The 16,177-nt window shown below is 64.3% G+C and carries 13 protein-coding genes; 6 read left to right on the top strand and 7 right to left on the bottom strand.

Annotation, left to right across the window (positions count from 1 at the left end):
• Nucleotides 1-73 precede the first annotated feature (73 nt).
• The gene (locus R2N16_RS06070) at nt 74-1,345 is read right to left on the bottom strand and encodes a polyhydroxyalkanoate depolymerase (RefSeq protein ID WP_316664664.1); all 1,272 of its coding nucleotides are present in this window, start codon (nt 1,343-1,345) and stop codon (nt 74-76) included.
• Nucleotides 1,346-1,550: 205 nt separating this feature from the next.
• Complete coding sequence (locus R2N16_RS06065; RefSeq protein WP_316664663.1) at nt 1,551-2,747, bottom strand: amino acid aminotransferase; 1,197 nt, start codon at nt 2,745-2,747, stop codon at nt 1,551-1,553.
• Between the two features lie 336 nt (nt 2,748-3,083).
• Here R2N16_RS06065 and uvrB point away from each other — a divergent pair, with 336 nt between their 5' ends.
• Together uvrB and R2N16_RS06055 are read left to right on the top strand one after the other, a co-directional pair.
• Nucleotides 3,084-5,174 (top strand): excinuclease ABC subunit UvrB, encoded by a 2,091-nt coding sequence (uvrB, locus tag R2N16_RS06060; RefSeq protein ID WP_316664662.1) that lies wholly within the window; start codon nt 3,084-3,086, stop codon nt 5,172-5,174.
• Nucleotides 5,175-5,343: 169 nt separating this feature from the next.
• Nucleotides 5,344-7,428 carry a site-specific recombinase gene (locus R2N16_RS06055; RefSeq protein ID WP_316664661.1) on the top strand — a complete coding sequence of 695 codons (2,085 nt, stop codon included), beginning with the start codon at nt 5,344-5,346 and terminating at the stop codon, nt 7,426-7,428.
• On the opposite strand, the gene rbsK is transcribed toward R2N16_RS06055, so the two are convergent.
• From rbsK to R2N16_RS06030, 5 genes are read right to left on the bottom strand one after another with little or no spacing between them, the layout of a single operon-like run.
• Nucleotides 7,425-8,390, bottom strand: coding sequence for a ribokinase (rbsK, locus tag R2N16_RS06050; protein WP_316664660.1), 966 nt, complete (start codon nt 8,388-8,390; stop codon nt 7,425-7,427). The two genes, R2N16_RS06055 and rbsK, sit on opposite strands and share 4 nt — an antisense overlap.
• A 37-nt stretch (nt 8,391-8,427) precedes the next feature.
• A complete protein-coding gene (locus R2N16_RS06045) occupies nt 8,428-9,468 on the bottom strand; it encodes a LacI family DNA-binding transcriptional regulator (RefSeq protein ID WP_316664659.1) in 1,041 nt (346 codons plus the stop codon).
• A gap of 18 nt (nt 9,469-9,486) precedes the next feature.
• Entirely contained in the window at nt 9,487-10,494 is a 1,008-nt protein-coding gene (locus R2N16_RS06040; RefSeq protein WP_316664658.1) for an ABC transporter permease, read from the bottom strand.
• On the bottom strand, nt 10,484-12,064 hold the full coding sequence (locus R2N16_RS06035; RefSeq protein WP_316664657.1) for a sugar ABC transporter ATP-binding protein: 1,581 nt from the start codon (nt 12,062-12,064) through the stop codon (nt 10,484-10,486). Before R2N16_RS06035 ends, R2N16_RS06040 begins: the two co-directional genes overlap by 11 nt.
• Before the next feature lie 29 nt (nt 12,065-12,093).
• The gene (locus R2N16_RS06030; protein WP_316664656.1) at nt 12,094-13,053 is read right to left on the bottom strand and encodes a sugar ABC transporter substrate-binding protein; all 960 of its coding nucleotides are present in this window, start codon (nt 13,051-13,053) and stop codon (nt 12,094-12,096) included.
• 424 nt (nt 13,054-13,477) lie between these two features.
• On the opposite strand from R2N16_RS06030, the gene iscR reads away from it, so the two are divergent.
• From iscR to iscA, 4 genes are all read left to right on the top strand, one after another.
• Complete coding sequence (iscR, locus tag R2N16_RS06025) at nt 13,478-14,071, top strand: Fe-S cluster assembly transcriptional regulator IscR (RefSeq protein ID WP_316664655.1); 594 nt, start codon at nt 13,478-13,480, stop codon at nt 14,069-14,071.
• Nucleotides 14,072-14,145: 74 nt separating this feature from the next.
• Nucleotides 14,146-15,363, top strand: a complete 1,218-nt coding sequence (locus R2N16_RS06020; RefSeq protein ID WP_316664654.1) for an IscS subfamily cysteine desulfurase — start codon at nt 14,146-14,148, stop codon at nt 15,361-15,363.
• A 61-nt stretch (nt 15,364-15,424) separates the two neighbouring features.
• A complete protein-coding gene (gene iscU / locus R2N16_RS06015) occupies nt 15,425-15,826 on the top strand; it encodes a Fe-S cluster assembly scaffold IscU (protein WP_004635709.1) in 402 nt (133 codons plus the stop codon).
• Nucleotides 15,827-15,852: 26 nt separating this feature from the next.
• Nucleotides 15,853-16,173, top strand: a complete 321-nt coding sequence (gene iscA, locus R2N16_RS06010) for an iron-sulfur cluster assembly protein IscA (RefSeq protein WP_027677785.1) — start codon at nt 15,853-15,855, stop codon at nt 16,171-16,173.
• Nucleotides 16,174-16,177 lie beyond the last annotated feature (4 nt).

Raw genomic sequence — 16,177 nt, 5'->3', positions numbered from 1 at the left:
TGCATTGACCGAAGCGTCGTCGCACAACAAAAAGCCTCGCAATCGCGAGGCTTTTTTGTTGGGGCGTTCAGACTTAGGCAACAGCCTTGATGCGCGGTGCGTTCTCGTCGTAGCGGCGGATGAAATCGCGCAACTGCGGATACACCTGCTCGCGCCAGCGGCGACCCGAGAAGATGCCGTAGTGGCCGCACTTGGGCGCCGTCAGGTGCTGCTTGCGCGCATTCGGGATGCCGGTGCACAGGCCATGCGCGGCTTCGGTCTGACCGCTGCCGGAGATGTCGTCCAGTTCGCCTTCGATGGTGAAAAGCGCGGTGCTCTTGATGTCCTGCGGGCGCACCGGCTTGCCTTCCACTACCCACGTGCCGTTGGCCAGGTGGAATTCCTGGAAAACGTCGCGGATGGTCTCGAGGTAGTACTCGGCGGCCATGTCGAGCACGGCGTTGTACTCGTCGTAGAAGCGCACGTGGGCTTCCGCGTCTTCCCTGTCGCCTTCGATCAGGTTCAGGTAGTAGTCGTAGTGCGACGACAGGTGGCGGTCCGGATTCATCGCCACGAAGCCGGCGTGCTGCAGGAAGCCCGGATACACCTTGCGGCCGTGGCCCGGATAGTTGGCCGGTACCGTGTAGATCACGTTGGTCTCGAACCAGCTGTGCGACTTGTTGGTCGCCAGCGAGTTCACGGCGGTCGGGCTCTTACGCGCGTCAATCGGACCGCCCATCATGGTCATGGTGCGCGGCGTCTTCTCGCCGTCCGAGGCCATCAACGAGATCGCAGCCAGCACCGGCACGGTCGGCTGGCACACCGAGATCACATGCAGCTTGTCGGCGCCAATATGGTTGATGAACTCGCGGATGTAGTTGATGTAGTCCGACAGGTGGAAGGCACCTTCTTCGGTCGGCACCATGCGAGCGTCGATCCAATCGGTCACGTACACCTTGTGATCCTGCAGCAGCGTGCGCACGGTGTCACGCAGCAGCGTCGAGTGGTGGCCCGACAGCGGCGCACACACCAGCACGACGGGCTCGTCCTTGAGCAGCGTGATGGTCTCGGCGTCGTCGGCGTAGCGCTTGAAGCGGATCAGGCGGCAGAACGGCTTCTCGACGATGGTCTGTTCGACGATGGGAATGTCGCGCCCGTTGGATTTGACGGAGCGAATGCCGAATTCCGGCTTCTCGTACTCCTTGCCCAGGCGGTATAGCAGCTCGTAGCCCGCGGCGTAGCGTTGCGCGCCGGGCATCAGGGACAGCGGACTCAGGGGGTTGGTGAAGGTCTTGGCAGTCGCCTGGGCCCAGGCCGTCATGGGGCTGAGCAGGGCGCGCTGGAATTCGTGAAGCTGGTAAAGCATGGCTGGACCGGTCTTTAGTGGCGAGGGCGACGCAAACGATTATGCGCCTGAGTGCAGGCTACTGCGATGCAGCATAAACCCTGATAACAGAGTGTTACGCGGCTTATATGATGCGCCCGTGTCAGTCTAGCTCCATGCAGCAAAAAAGCGGCCGAAGCCGCTTTTCTTTTTGCAATTGCGCCTAAGGCGTGACGCCTACAGCACCTTACAGAACATCAGCGATGGCGTTGACCACGGCGTCGATGTTATGCGTGTTCAGCGCGGCCACGCAGATGCGGCCCGTCGACACGGCGTAGATGCCGTGCTCGGTGCGCAGGCGATCCACTTGCGCGGAGGTCAGGCCCGAGTACGAGAACATGCCGCGCTGGGCCTTCACGAACGAGAAATCGGTCTTCACGCCCTTGGCGGCCAGCTTGTCGACCAGCGCGTTGCGCATCGACTTGATGCGATCGCGCATTTCGCCCAGTTCCTGCTCCCACATCGCGCGCAGCTCGGGGCTCGTCAGCACGCTGGCGACGATCGTGCCGCCGTGCGTCGGCGGGTTGGAGTAGTTCGTGCGGATCACGCGCTTGACTTGCGACAGCACGCGGGCGGCTTCGTCCTTGCTCGTCGTCACGATCGACAGCGCGCCGACGCGCTCGCCGTACAGCGAGAACGACTTCGAGAACGAGCTGGAAACGAAGAACGACAGGCCCGATTCAGCAAACAGGCGCACGGCCAGGCCGTCCTGCTGGATGCCGTCGGCAAAGCCTTGATAGGCCATGTCGAGGAACGGGATCAGGTTTTTGGCCTTGATGACTTCCACGACCTGCTTCCACTGCTCGGTGGTCATGTCCACGCCGGTCGGGTTGTGGCAGCAGGCGTGCAGCACGATGATCGTGTTCGGCGCGTAGCTGTTGAGCGAATCCATCATGCCGGCGAAGTTCAGGCCGTGCGACGGGGCATCGTAGTACGCGTAGTTGACGACTTCGAAGCCGGCCGACTCGAACAGCGCGCGATGGTTTTCCCAGCTGGGGTCGGAAATTGCGACCTTGGCGTTCGGGTACAGGCGCTTGAGGAAGTCGGCGCCGATCTTCAGCGCGCCGGTGCCGCCCAGGGCTTGTGCGGTGACCACACGGCCTTCGGTGATCAGGGGCGATTCAGCGCCGAACAGCAGCTTCTGCACGGCCTGGTCGTAGGCGGCAATGCCTTCGATCGGCAGGTAGCCACGCGGGGCAGCGGCGGCCAGGCGGGCCTTTTCGGCTTCCTGCACGGCGCGCAGCACCGGAATTTTCCCTTCGTCGGTGAAGTACACGCCCACGCCCAGATTCACTTTGGTGCTGCGGGTATCGGCGTTGAAAGCTTCATTCAGGCCCAGGATAGGGTCACGCGGGGCCAGTTCGACTGCGGAGAAAAGCGACATGAGATGTCTCGATCGGTTGGTTCGGAATTCGGTGGGATCTTGCAGGCGGTGCGGCGTGGACTCCGGGGCGGATCGCCCGGCGCCAGATGTACAACGAGGCGCGCACGAAGACAGATTGTACCGAATACAGGCTCTAATCGCCCGAAAAATCCTTGCGTAACAGGGGCCTAAAGCGTTTCAACGGCCGGTACAGATGTGCCGGCCCCGCGGTCCAAACGATTGCCAAAGGCGCGCGCTACACTAGACGATTGGTTGCAATTGCCGCTGCCGCCCTTATTTGCTGAGGGCGTGCGAGTCACTTTGTCGACTTCCTGCGCCGCCATCCTACCCGCCGCCATGACCGATCTGAGCCAAGTCCCCAGCCCGCACGACGAGTCGAAGTTCGTGACTTTCGAGGGCTCGCCGTTCCAGTTGTACCAGCCGTATCCGCCGGCCGGCGACCAGCCGGAGGCGATCCGCCAGCTCGTCGAGAACATTGGCGACGGCCTGTCGTACCAGACCCTGCTGGGCGTTACGGGCTCAGGCAAGACCTTCACCATGGCCAATGTGATCGCGCAGGTGGGGCGGCCGGCCATTGTCTTTGCGCCCAACAAGACGCTGGCGGCGCAGCTGTATTCGGAGTTCCGCGAGTTCTTCCCGCGCAATGCGGTCGAATACTTCGTCTCGTACTACGACTACTACCAGCCTGAGGCATACGTGCCGCAGCGCGACCTCTTCATCGAGAAGGATTCGTCGATCAACGAGCACATCGAGCAGATGCGGCTCTCGGCCACCAAGAGCCTGCTCGAGCGCCGCGATGTGGTGATCGTGGCCACCGTGTCGGCCATCTACGGCATTGGCAACCCGAGCGAATACCACCAGATGATCCTGACGCTGCGCGCGGGTGACAAGGTCAGCCAGCGCGACGTGATCGCGCGCCTGATCGCCATGCAGTACACGCGCAACGAGACCGATTTCCAGCGCGGCACCTTCCGCGTGCGCGGCGACACGGTCGACATCTTCCCCGCCGAGCACGCAGAAATGGCCGTGCGCCTGGAGCTGTTTGACGATGAGGTCGAATCGCTCCAGTTGTTCGATCCGCTGACCGGCCGTGTGCGGCAAAAGATTCCGCGCTTCACGGTGTACCCGTCGAGCCACTACGTCACGCCGCGCGAGACCGTCTTGCGCGCCATCGAGACCATCAAGGCGGAGCTGCGCGAACGGCTCGATTTCTTCTACAAGGAAAACAAGCTGGTGGAAGCGCAGCGGCTGGAGCAGCGCACGCGCTTCGATCTGGAGATGCTCCAGGAACTCGGATTTTGCAAGGGCATCGAGAACTACTCGCGCCATCTATCCGGTTCCGCGCCTGGCGAGCCGCCGCCGACGCTGGTCGATTACCTGCCGCCCGATGCGCTGATGTTCCTCGATGAATCGCACGTGCTGATCGGCCAGCTCAACGGCATGTACAACGGTGACCGTGCGCGCAAGGAAACGCTATCCGAATACGGTTTCCGCCTGCCTTCTGCGCTCGACAACCGGCCGCTCAAGTTTGCCGAATTCGAGACCAAGATGCGCCAGGTTACGTTCGTTTCCGCCACGCCCGGCGATTACGAAAAGAAGACCGCGGGCACGGAAGTCGTCGAGCAGGTGGTGCGCCCGACGGGCCTCGTCGACCCGATCATTGAGGTGCGCCCGGCCACGACGCAGGTCGACGATCTGCTGTCTGAGATCCATGTGCGCGTCGAGGCTGGTGAGCGCGTGCTGGTGACCACGCTCACCAAGCGCATGGCCGAGCAGTTGACCGAGTTCCTGTCGGAGAACGGCGTCAAGGTCCGCTACCTGCATTCGGACATCGACACCGTGGAGCGCGTGGAGATCATCCGTGACCTGCGCCTGGGCACGTTCGACGTGCTGGTCGGCATCAACCTGTTGCGCGAAGGTCTGGATATTCCAGAAGTGTCACTCGTGGCGATTCTGGATGCCGACAAGGAAGGCTTCCTGCGTGCCGAGCGCTCGCTCATTCAGACCATCGGCCGCGCGGCGCGGAACGTGAACGGCACCGCCATCCTCTATGCCGATCGCATGACCGATTCGATGAAGAAGGCGATTGGCGAAACCGAGCGCCGCCGCGCCAAGCAGATCGCCCACAACGAGGCGCATGGCATTACGCCGCGCGGCGTCGTCAAACGCATCAAGGACATCATCGACGGCGTGTACAACGTCGACGACGCGCGAGCCGAACTGAAGGCCGCGCAAGAGGCCGCCAAGTACGAAGACATGAGCGAGAAGCAGGCGTCCAAGGAAATCAAGCGCCTGGAAAAACAGATGCTCGACCACGCCAAGAACCTCGAATTCGAAAAGGCGGCGGCGGTTCGCGATCAGCTTGCCAAGCTCAAGTCCCAGCTCTTTGGGGCGAGCGGCGAAGACCATATCGTTCCGGCCGCCTGAACTGCTCGGCCACTTGGATTGTCGGACTCCCGCCGCCTTGCCCCAGGGCAGCCGGCGGGTTACTGTCCACGCCATTTCAGATCACACTCAGGCGCTGCGTGTCGCCTGACGGGGGAACTGGCACGTGCTGCAGCGTTCGACTGCACGCGTCCGCCATCAAGGGAGTTCGATGTTCGATTTTTTGCTTAACCCGTGGCGCAAGTGGCGCGCTTCCCGGCACGCCAGCCATCAACTCGATGCCATCCTGGCCCAGTTCGAGCCCACGCGCAGTCTGGCCGAACGCAATGAATGGCTGACCGAGCTGGGCTACTGGCTGCGCCGGGCGGACCGGCCTGTGGGTGCCGTATCAGAGTCTTGGCGCTATGCGCGCCTGCGCTATCTGCTGCAGGTGCTGGAGAACAACCCGGTCCTGGCCGAGCGCGTCGCGCAGACGTTGCGCAGCATCGTGCAGGACAACGATCCGGTGTCGCTGCTGTGCGATACGGGCTTGTCGTCACGCTCCGGTTTCTGGAGCGAGTTGATCGACCGCTGGCAGGCGCGCTTGCTGCCGCCCGCACCCAATCAGCCGCAACTGGCAACGTTGTTTGCACTGCTGTTTGTGGGGCCGACCGATGCGCAGTGGGTGGATGGTCTGGACGACGAACTGGTCGCGCGCCTGCACGCGCTGTTCCGCGCGGGGATGGCGGATGACGAGCACGCTGTGGGCCAGACACGATTGGAGCGCAGCCTTGGCATCGGCATCCAGATCCTGATCAGCCAGGTGCGCGCGGCAGGGTTGTCGCGCGGCATTCGCAGCCGCATGGACCACGCGGAACTCACCGATTCACCGTTCTACCTGCTGGCCGACGCGGCTAACGCGATCTTCCTGGAACGGCCCAACACGGCGCTTGCGAGCCCCGAGCGCTTGCTGCAGGAACTCAACTACTTCCGCGCTGTGCTGGACCGCTGCCGCGCGGCTACGGCCAGCGTGTATCAGCATCTGGACGAGAACGGCGTTTCGGTGGAAGTCGTGTTCCAGGTCGAGCGCATGAAGGCGTGGCTGAGCCGCATCGATTTGCTGCTCACGGCGTGGGCGGACACGCAGGGCTCGCGCCGCTTCGTGCATCTGACGGCCGAGCTGGTGTCGGCCAGCCAGCATCGCCGCAGCGTGGGGTATCTGATTCGCTCCACGTTTGCTGATCTGGCACGCAAAGTCGTGGAGCGTTCCGCCGAGACCGGCGAGCACTACATCACCCGCGACGGGAAGGAATACGGCGCGATGGTCAAGGCCGCAGCCGGCGGTGGCGTCATTACGGCGGCCACGGTGTACATCAAATTCTTCATCACGGGGGCGCATCTTTCGCGCTTTACCGAAGGCCTGTTCGCCTCGATCAACTATGCGGTGAGCTTTCTCGGCATCCATTTCGCGCATTTCACGCTGGCCACCAAGCAGCCCGCCATGACGGCGCCTGCGCTGGCGCACCGGCTCGACCAGGTGAGCCGCCAGGAAGGGCTGGACCGCTTTGTCGACGACACGGTTGCCATGATCCGCTCCAACGCCGCGGCGATTGCGGGCAACCTGGTGGCCGTGGCGCCGGTGGCTTTCCTGGTGCAGTGGTTGGCCGGGCGTTTCGTCCATACGGATCTGATCTCGGCAGAGAAGGCGATGGCGACCATCGATTCGTTCTCCATTCTCGGGCCGACACCGCTGTACGCCATCTTCACGGGCGTACTGTTGTGGGCATCAAGCCTGGCGGCGGGCTGGGCCGACAATTGGTTTGCGCTGCACCGTGTGCATGACGTGATTGCCTACCACCGGCGCCTGCGCTTCATGGTGGGCACGCAGGGCGCACAGCGCATCGCCAGCTTCTGGAAGCGCAATCTGTCGGGCATCGTCGCCAACGTGTCGCTGGGCTTCATGCTGGGGCTGGGGCCCGAGATCCTGTCGTTTTTCGGCCCGCATATGGAAGTGCGTCACGTCACGCTGTCGACCGGTGCGGTGGCAACCGCGGTGGGCGTGCTGGGCGTCAACGTCATGCATACGGCGCCGTTCTGGCTGGCCGTGGCCGGCATTGCGCTGATGGGTGTGCTCAACGTGCTGGTGTCGTTTGCGCTGGCCTTCAACATGGCGATGCGCTCGCGCAACCTGCGCGGGGTTGACCGCAAGCGCGTGACGGGCGCCGTCTGGCGCCGCATCTTGCGGGATCCGCTGTGCCTGCTGGTGCCGCGCGCCCCGACTGCGAGCACGCCGCCCAGCACCAGCACGCCGGTCTAGTTGGCTGCGGGCGCGGTAGGCGCACCCAGCTCGCTGCGGAACGGAATGGACGGCTGAGCGCCCAGCCGCGTGACTGACACGGCCGCCGCAGCTTGCCCAAATTCGATGGCTGCATCGGGTGCCGCGTCTTCCGCCAGTGCGGCCGCCAGCGCGCCGACAAACGTATCGCCGGCAGCGGTGGTGTCGATGGCGTGTGCGGTCGGCGCCGGCATCAGCAGGCGCGAGTGGGCATCCACGTAAGCAACGCCGCGTGCCCCCAGCGTGACAATCACGTGCCGCGCGCCTTGCGCATGGAGATCAGCGGCGGCATCCAGCGCAGCTTCGGGCGAATCGACGGGCCGAGCCGTCAGCAGCGCGGCTTCGGTTTCGTTCGGGATCAGGTAATCGCAGGCGGCAATCCATGGGGTAGGCAGCGGGCCGAGCGCCGGTGCCGGGTTCAGGATGACCGTCTTGCCCAGCCGCTGGCCCAGCTTGAGCGCGCATTCCACCGCATCGGGCGGCGATTCCAACTGACAGACGATCACATGTGCGCGCTCGAACGCAGCGCGCTGCGCTTCGATCATGGTTGGCGTCAGCAATTCGTTGGCGCCGGCCACGATGACGATGGTGTTCTGGCCGCTGTTGGCCACGGTCACGCAGGCGATGCCGGTGGCGGCCCCGGCGTGCACCGACACCATGGATGTGTCCACACCCTCGCGGCGCAGGCCGTCGCGCAGCGCGGCGCCGTAGGCGTCATTACCCACGCAGCCGAGCATGGCGACACGGGCACCCAAGCGTGCGGCGGCCACGGCCTGATTGGCGCCCTTGCCGCCGGGGATGGTTTCCAGCGCAGGCGCTGCAACCGTTTGCCCGGGACGCGGCAAACGAGGCGTGCGGATCACGAGATCCATATTCAGGCTGCCGACGATCAGCACGTCGGCAGCGGCGTGCGCAGAAGAAGCGGAAGGGCGCTTGGCCACCATGGCGGGACTACGTTGAAAGCGTGAAAGGAATGCGGGCTCAGGCGGCACGCGCCGGGCGCTCGGGCTCGGCGGTCGACTCGCGCAGCGACAAGCGCGGTGGCAGCACGATGCGACGTGCGCGCGGCTCTTCCACTGGATGGCGCAAGGCGTTGTCGCCGAGGTGTTGGAGCAGCGTCTGCGCGGTGGTCTCGCCCAATTGGCGGATCGATTGGCCAACGGTGGACAGCGCCGGATAGACGTAACGGCTGAGTTCAATGTCGTCAAAGCCGATCACGGACAGCGACTTCGGCACGGGAATGCCCAGTTCGGCCGCGGCGCGCAGCGCACCGATGCCCATCAGGTCATTGCCGGCAAAGATGGCAGTGGGCATCTCGCCTTCGGTCAGCAACTGGCGCGCGGCGCGGTAGCCGCCAGGGCTGGTGAAGTCACCTTCGGCAATGCGGGCGGAGGCTTCCGGCACGCCGGCTTCCCGCAGCGCGCGGTGGAAACCGGCCAGGCGCTCTGCCGTCACGCTTAGCGCCGACGGCCCGCTGATGCAAGCGATGCGGCGGTGGCCAAGTTCCAGCAGATGCTTGGTCGCCATGTAGGCGCCTTCTTCGTGATCGACTTGCACCTGGTCGGCCTGGATGCCTTCGGTCGGGCGGTCGACCATCACGATGGGCAGGGCGGATTCACCGAGCGCTTCGACCAATGCCGTGTCCGGCCCGGCACTGCTGACGATGATGCCGTCGACGCGCTTTTCCATCAGCACGCGCAGATAGTCCCGCTGCTTGCGGGGGTCGTCGTCGGAGTTGCACAGAATGACGCTGTAGCCGGCGGCGGCGCACACATCTTCAATGCCCCGCGCCAGCTCCGCAAAATATGGGTTGGTGGCGGTGGGCACGAGCACGCCGATGGTGCGCGTGGTGCGGTGCTTGAGCGAGCGCGCCACGGCGCTGGGCACATAGCGCGTGGCCCGGATGGCCTCTTCCACGCGCTTGCGTGTCTCGGCGTTTACCGGTCTTGTGTTGTTGATGACGTGTGAGACGGTGGTGAAAGAAACGCCGGCCAGTGCGGCCACGTCCTTGATGGTTGCCATGACGATCTCCTCTGTCTCTTAGTGGTGCTTGACGCGGTTGCGTTTGCTGCGATAGGTATCCATGACCACGGCCGCGACGATGACTGCGCCCGTGATGATTCGTTTCGTGGGCTCGGATGCGCCGATCTGTGCCAGGCCCGATTCGAGCACCGAGATGATCAGTACGCCAAACAGCGTGCGCACCACCGAACCACGCCCGCCCATCAGGCTCGTGCCGCCGATCACCACGGCGGCGATCACCTGCAGCTCCATGCCTACGCCGGCGTTCGGATCGGCAGCTTCCAGACGCGACACCTGGAACAGCGCAGCGAGGCCCGAGAGCAGCCCCATCAGCGCGAACACTGCAATCTTGTAGGGGCGCGGATTCACGCCCGCCAGCCGCACGGCTTCTTCATTGGTGCCGATGGCCACCAGGTAACGGCCGAACACCGTGCGCACCAGCACGATCTGGCCAACGACCGTGATGGCAATCGCGATCAGGAACGACGGCGCAATACCCAGCGCGATGGGGTTGGCGAGCCAGTCGACCGCGCTGCCGATGTACACCGTGCGCGAATCGGTGAGGCTATAGGCGAGGCCGCGCGCCATTTCCAGCACGCCCAGTGAAACGATGAATGACGGAATGCCCCAGTGAACCGTGACGGCACCGGTCAGCATGCCCGCCGCCGTGGCCAGCACCACGCCCGCCAGCGCTGCCGGCAACAGGCCCCAACCCAACTTGGTCATGGCCACCGACAGCACCGAAGCCGCCAGCGCGAGTACCGAGCCGACCGACAAATCAATGCCGCCGATCATCAGGATGAAGGTCATGCCCACGGCCATCACCAACAGGTCGGGAATCTCGTTGGCGATGGTCGTGAACGTGGGCGGCGAGAAGAACGTCGGCGACAGCGTGCCGAACAGCACGAGCATGGCGACCAGCGCTGCGAGCAATCCGCCGATGGTGCCAAGCGACATGCCCAGCGCCGCGCGCGTGGAGGCGGGCGCAGCGGGCGGCGTCGGGGGCAAGGTGGAATCAGAGCGCATCGGCGGTCTCCGAAGGCGATTGAGGTGCAGGTGAATCGGAGTCACCCGATTCACCGAAAGCGGCGGCGAGCAGGGCGTCCTGGCTCCAGGCGTCGCGTTGGAAGATGTGCGTGAGCCGCCCGGCGCGCATGACGCCGATGCGATCACACAACTGCATGAGTTCGCGCAAATCGCTCGACACCACGACCAGCGCCTTGCCTCGCGCGGCCAGCGCGTCGAGCAGCGTGTAGATGTCGAACTTGGCGCCCACATCCACGCCCCGCGTGGGCTCATCGAACAGCAGCACGGGCGTGTCGCGCTCCAGCCAGCGGGCAATCGCCACCTTCTGCTGATTGCCGCCCGAGAGTTCACCCACCGGCTGCTCCGGCCCCGCGCAACGGATGCGCAAGGCGCCGATGTGCCGCTGCGACAGCGCACGCTCGCGCGCTGGTTGCAGCCAGCCGCGTTTCGTGACGCTTGGCATGTTGCCCAGCGCGATGTTGGTAGCGATCGGCAGGCTCAGCATCAGGCCTTCGTCCTTGCGGTCTTCGGTGAGCAGGCTGATGCCGTGGCGCACCGCGTCGCCGGGCGAGCGGATGCGCACGGGCGCCAGCGGTGAGCCGACTTCGACGGTGCCCGCATCCGCGCGGTCCGCACCGAAGATCAGCCGCAGCAGTTCCGTGCGCCCCGCACCGACCAGGCCCGCGATGCCGAAGATCTCTCCCGGCGCCACGTCGAAGCTCACATCGCGCACGGCTGGTGCACGCGTAAGGCCGGTCACACGCAGCGCCGGCGAGCCGTCCCCAAACCACGGCGCGCGCGCCGCACGTTCCGTTTCGGATGAGGCTGCCACGTCACGACCGACCATCGCCTGGATCAGCGCGTCCTGCGTGATCGTGGCGGCCGGGGCATCGGTGATCAACTTGCCGTCACGCAGCACGACAATGCGGTCAGCAATGCGCGCCAGTTCGTCCAGGCGGTGGGAGATATAAAGGATGGCCACGCCCTCGCGACGCAGCGCGTCGATGCGCTCGAACAGCGTGGCGCTTTCGTGCGCGCTCAGCATGGCCGTCGGCTCGTCGAGGATCAGCACACGGCACGCGCTGGCCAGCGCGCGGGCAATCTCGATCATCTGCCGGTGGCCCATGCCGAGCGTGTGCACGGGCGTCCACGGGTCGAGGTCCAGGCCGACGCGCGCGAGCGCCTGTTCGGCCCGATGCCGCAGCGCAGAGCGATCCACAAAACCCAGCCGCCGGGGCAGCTCGCCGAGGAACAGGTTCTCGGCCACCGTGAGCGTGGGCACCATGCTCAGTTCCTGCAGCACCATGCGCACGCCCAGCGCTTCGGCTGCGTTGCGCGAGTCGGGCGCGTACAGCGTGCCGGCTAGCGTCATCGAACCCGACGTCGCTGTCTCCAGTCCGCACAGGATCTTTGAGAGCGTGCTCTTGCCCGCGCCGTTTTCCCCCGTGAGCGCCAGCACCTCGCCCGCATGCACGTCGAGATCGATGTCTCGCAGCACGGGGGCGGCGTAGTGCTTGCTGACAGCGGAGACGCGCAGCAGCGGCGGGCGGGGTTCGTGAGCGGCAGACATGGCTGGCGGCGGCTTGCCCGTCTGTGGCGTTACGTGCGCGTGACGAGGTTGACGGGTGTCTCGACGACACCCGACAGCTTCGCCTGCGGCGTCTTGGCGGCCAGCGCTTTCAGAGCGGTCTCGATGCCGTAGACCGCCTGTTGATCGGCGTGCTGATCAGCCGTGGCAACGACGCGCCCGTCAGCAAGCATGGCCTTGATGGCGTCGATGTTGTCATAGCCGCCAATCAGCACTTTGCCCAGCTTGCCTGCCGCGCGCACCGCCGATACGGCGCCGATCGCCATGTTGTCGTTGCCGCACAGCAGGGCCTTCAGGTCAGGCTCCGAGCGCAGCATGGCAGCCGCTACCTTATTGCCCTTGTCGATCTCCCATTCGCCCGATTGCACCCCCACGACCTTCAGCTTGGCGGCTTCGGCCGCGTCCTTGAAGCCAGCGGTGCGTTGCTGGGCGTTCGTGGTGGTCGGAATGCCCTCGATGATGCCCACGGCATCGCCCGGCTTGAGCGACTTGGCAACGAAGTCGCCCACGAGTCGCGCCCCCTTGCGGTTGTCCGGCCCCACGAAAGGCACGTGCAGCCCTTTCTCCTTGAGTGCCGCGGGGTCCAGCCGGTTGTCGATGTTGATGACCAGAATGCCCGCGTCCACGGCCTTCTTGACGACCGGCACCATCGCCTTGGAGTCGGCCGGTGCCAGCACCAGCGCATCCACACGCGCGACGATCATCTGCTCGACCAGGCGGATCTGCCCGGCGGTGTCGGTTTCGTCGCGAATGCCGTTGGTCAGCAGCGAGTACTCCGACGCGTGATCCTTCTGATGCTTGCGCGCGCCGTTCTCCATGGTCAGGAAGAACTCGTTGGCGAGGGACTTCATGACCAGCGCAACTTTGGGCGGCTGGTTGGCGGCGTGCGCGAGCGAAAACGGGAATGGCAGTGCTGCAGCTACGACAGAACCCGCGCCAAGTTGAAGGGCGCGGCGACGGCGGATATCCATGGTGTCTCCTCCAGGAAGAGGCCTATCTGGGGCGGGTGGGGTGCGGGCGTCGTTACCGTGTCACGCCGTAAGGCATTCCTAAGGGCAATCGCGCCTCGCTCTTCGCAAACGTTTGCGTATCTGACAGTCTCGGCTACCGCGTAACAGAAGTCAATGAAATTGCGCTTTTCACTGCATAAGTAAAAACCCGCAGTGACGGTGCCTTGGCGCCTGACTCGCAGGTTGCGCTGCGGGAGTGGCGTGATAGCCCTATCGGACGTGGTTGATTGTTTTGGTCCACAATACGGCCTGCCGCGTGGCCACCCCATTTTTCGGGCTCTGCAAATCCCCTTGCTGCGACGCGGAATCCCCCGACACCTTAGTTGACTGATTTTGTCGGGTTCCTTTATACTTGAGCAAAACGATCAGGTATTTCCCCGACGCCATGAGATTGACCACCAAAGGCCGCTTCGCGGTCACCGCCATGATTGACTTGGCGCTGCGCCAAGAGCAGGGTCCGGTCACGCTGGCTGGCATCAGCCAGCGTCAGAAGATTTCGCTGTCGTATCTGGAGCAGCTGTTCGGCAAACTGCGCCGCCACGAAATCGTGGAAAGCGTGCGCGGTCCGGGCGGCGGCTACAGCCTCGCGCGCCGTGCCGACGACGTTACCGTTGCCGACATCATCATTGCCGTGGACGAGCCGCTGGACGCCACCCAATGCGGCGGCAAGGGCAACTGCGGCGGTGAAGAGCACGCCGGCGGTCATACGGGCCGCTGCATGACGCACGACCTGTGGGCCACGCTCAACCAGAAGATGGTCGAGTATCTCGATTCGGTGTCGCTGCAGAACCTGGTCGATCAGCAACGCGAACGTCAGCCCGAAGTGATTCAGGACATGCGTGAGGCGCGTCCGGCACGCCGTGAGCGCACACCGGCACGCACCCGCAGCGTGGATGCGCCCGCCACCGCGTCGGTGGCCGCCGAGCCCGTCAAGCGCGCCCCGCTGGTCAACTCCGTTTTCAGTCTGGCGCAGTCGTGATTGCGCCAGCGTGAGGCCGGCCACGACGCCAGCCCCGCACAAAAATATCGCCCCCCACATCAGGCAGACAAGATATGAGCACCCTGCAACTTCCCATCTACATGGACTATTCCGCGACGACGCCGGTGGACCCGCGCGTGGTCGACAAGATGATCCCGTACCTGCGCGAGAGCTTCGGCAATCCCGCCTCGCGCAGCCACCCGTTTGGCTGGGAAGCCGAGAAGGCCGTCGAGACCGCGCGCGAACAGGTTGCCGCGCTCGTGAACGCCGACCCGCGCGAAATCGTCTGGACGTCCGGCGCCACGGAATCCAACAACCTGGCCATCAAGGGTGCTGCCAACTTCTACAGCAGCAAGGGCAAGCACATCATTACCGTCAAGACCGAGCACAAGGCTGTGCTGGACACGACGCGTGAGCTGGAGCGCCAGGGCTTCGAAGTGACGTACCTGGACGTGAAGGACAACGGTCTGATCGATATCGAGGTCTTCAAGCAAGCCATCCGCCCCGACACCATTCTTGCGTCGGTGATGATGGTGAACAACGAGATCGGCGTCGTTCAGGACATCGAGCAGCTCGGCGAGATCTGCCGCGAGAAGGGCGTGATCTTCCATGTCGACGCCGCACAGGCGACGGGCAAGGTTGGCATCGATCTGCAGAAGTTGAAGGTCGACCTTATGTCGTTCTCGGCGCACAAGACGTATGGTCCGAAGGGTATCGGTGCGCTGTACGTGCGCCGCAAGCCGCGTATCCGCATTGAAGCGCAGATGCACGGCGGTGGCCACGAGCGCGGCATGCGTTCGGGCACGCTGGCCACGCACCAGATCGTCGGCATGGGCGAAGCCTTCCGCATCGCCAAGGAAGAAATGGCCACCGAAAACGAGCGCGTCCGCATGCTGCGTGACCGCCTGTATCGCGGCCTGAACACGATGGAAGAGGTGTACGTCAACGGCGACATGGAAGCCCGTGTGCCGCACAACCTGAACATCAGCTTCAACTTCGTTGAAGGCGAGTCGCTGATCATGGCAATCAAGGACGTCGCCGTGTCGTCGGGCTCGGCTTGCACATCCGCCTCGCTGGAACCGTCGTACGTGCTGCGTGCGCTGGGTCGCAACGACGAACTGGCACACAGCTCGATCCGCTTCACGGTGGGCCGGTTCACGACGGAAGAAGAAGTCGACTACGTGGTCGAGTTGCTCAAGAGCAAGATCGGCAAGCTGCGCGACCTCTCCCCGCTGTGGGAGATGTACAAGGACGGCGTGGATCTGAACAGCATTCAATGGGCGGCGCACTGAGCGCGGCGTTTGACGAATAACGGGCGCCCCCGCGCCAGCCAACGATTGATAGAGGTGTGAAATGTCTTACAGCAACCAAGTTCTGGACCATTACGAAAATCCGCGCAACGTCGGTTCGTTCGAGAAGGGCGACGACACGGTCGGCACCGGCATGGTCGGCGCGCCCGCTTGCGGCGATGTGATGAAGCTGCAGATCAAGGTCAACGAGCAGGGCGTGATTGAAGACGCAAAGTTCAAGACCTACGGCTGCGGTTCGGCCATCGCTTCGTCGTCGCTGGTGACGGAATGGGTGAAGGGCAAGACGCTGGATCAAGCGCTGGAAATCCGCAACACGGCCATCGCTGAAGAGCTGGCCCTGCCGCCGGTGAAGATCCACTGCTCGATCCTGGCCGAAGACGCCATCAAGGCGGCCGTGGCCGACTACAAGGAAAAGCACGGCTCGGCCGAGCAGAAGGCTGCTTGAGCCGGATTGGATAGAAAGGACGCAGCATGATCACCCTGACCGACAAGGCCGCGCAGCACGTTTCCCGCTACCTGACCCGCCGTGGCAAGGGCGTGGGCCTGCGCGTGGGCGTGAAGACCACGGGCTGTTCGGGCCTGGCCTACAAGCTCGAATATGCGGATGAGATTGCCGCCGAAGATCAGGTCTTCGAATCCAACGGCGTCAAGGTGATCGTCGATCCGAAGAGCCTGCCGTACATCGATGGCACCGAGTTGGACTACGCACGCGAAGGGTTGAACGAAGGTTTCCGCTTCAATAACCCGAACGTGAAGGACGAGTGCGGCTGCGGCGAGTCGTTCCGCGTGTGAGCGG

This window comes from Ralstonia psammae (assembly GCF_958405935.1).
GTDB lineage: Bacteria > Pseudomonadota > Gammaproteobacteria > Burkholderiales > Burkholderiaceae > Ralstonia > Ralstonia psammae.
Note: the sequence above shows the minus strand (reverse complement) of the source record. Positions and strands in the feature narration are given on the sequence as shown.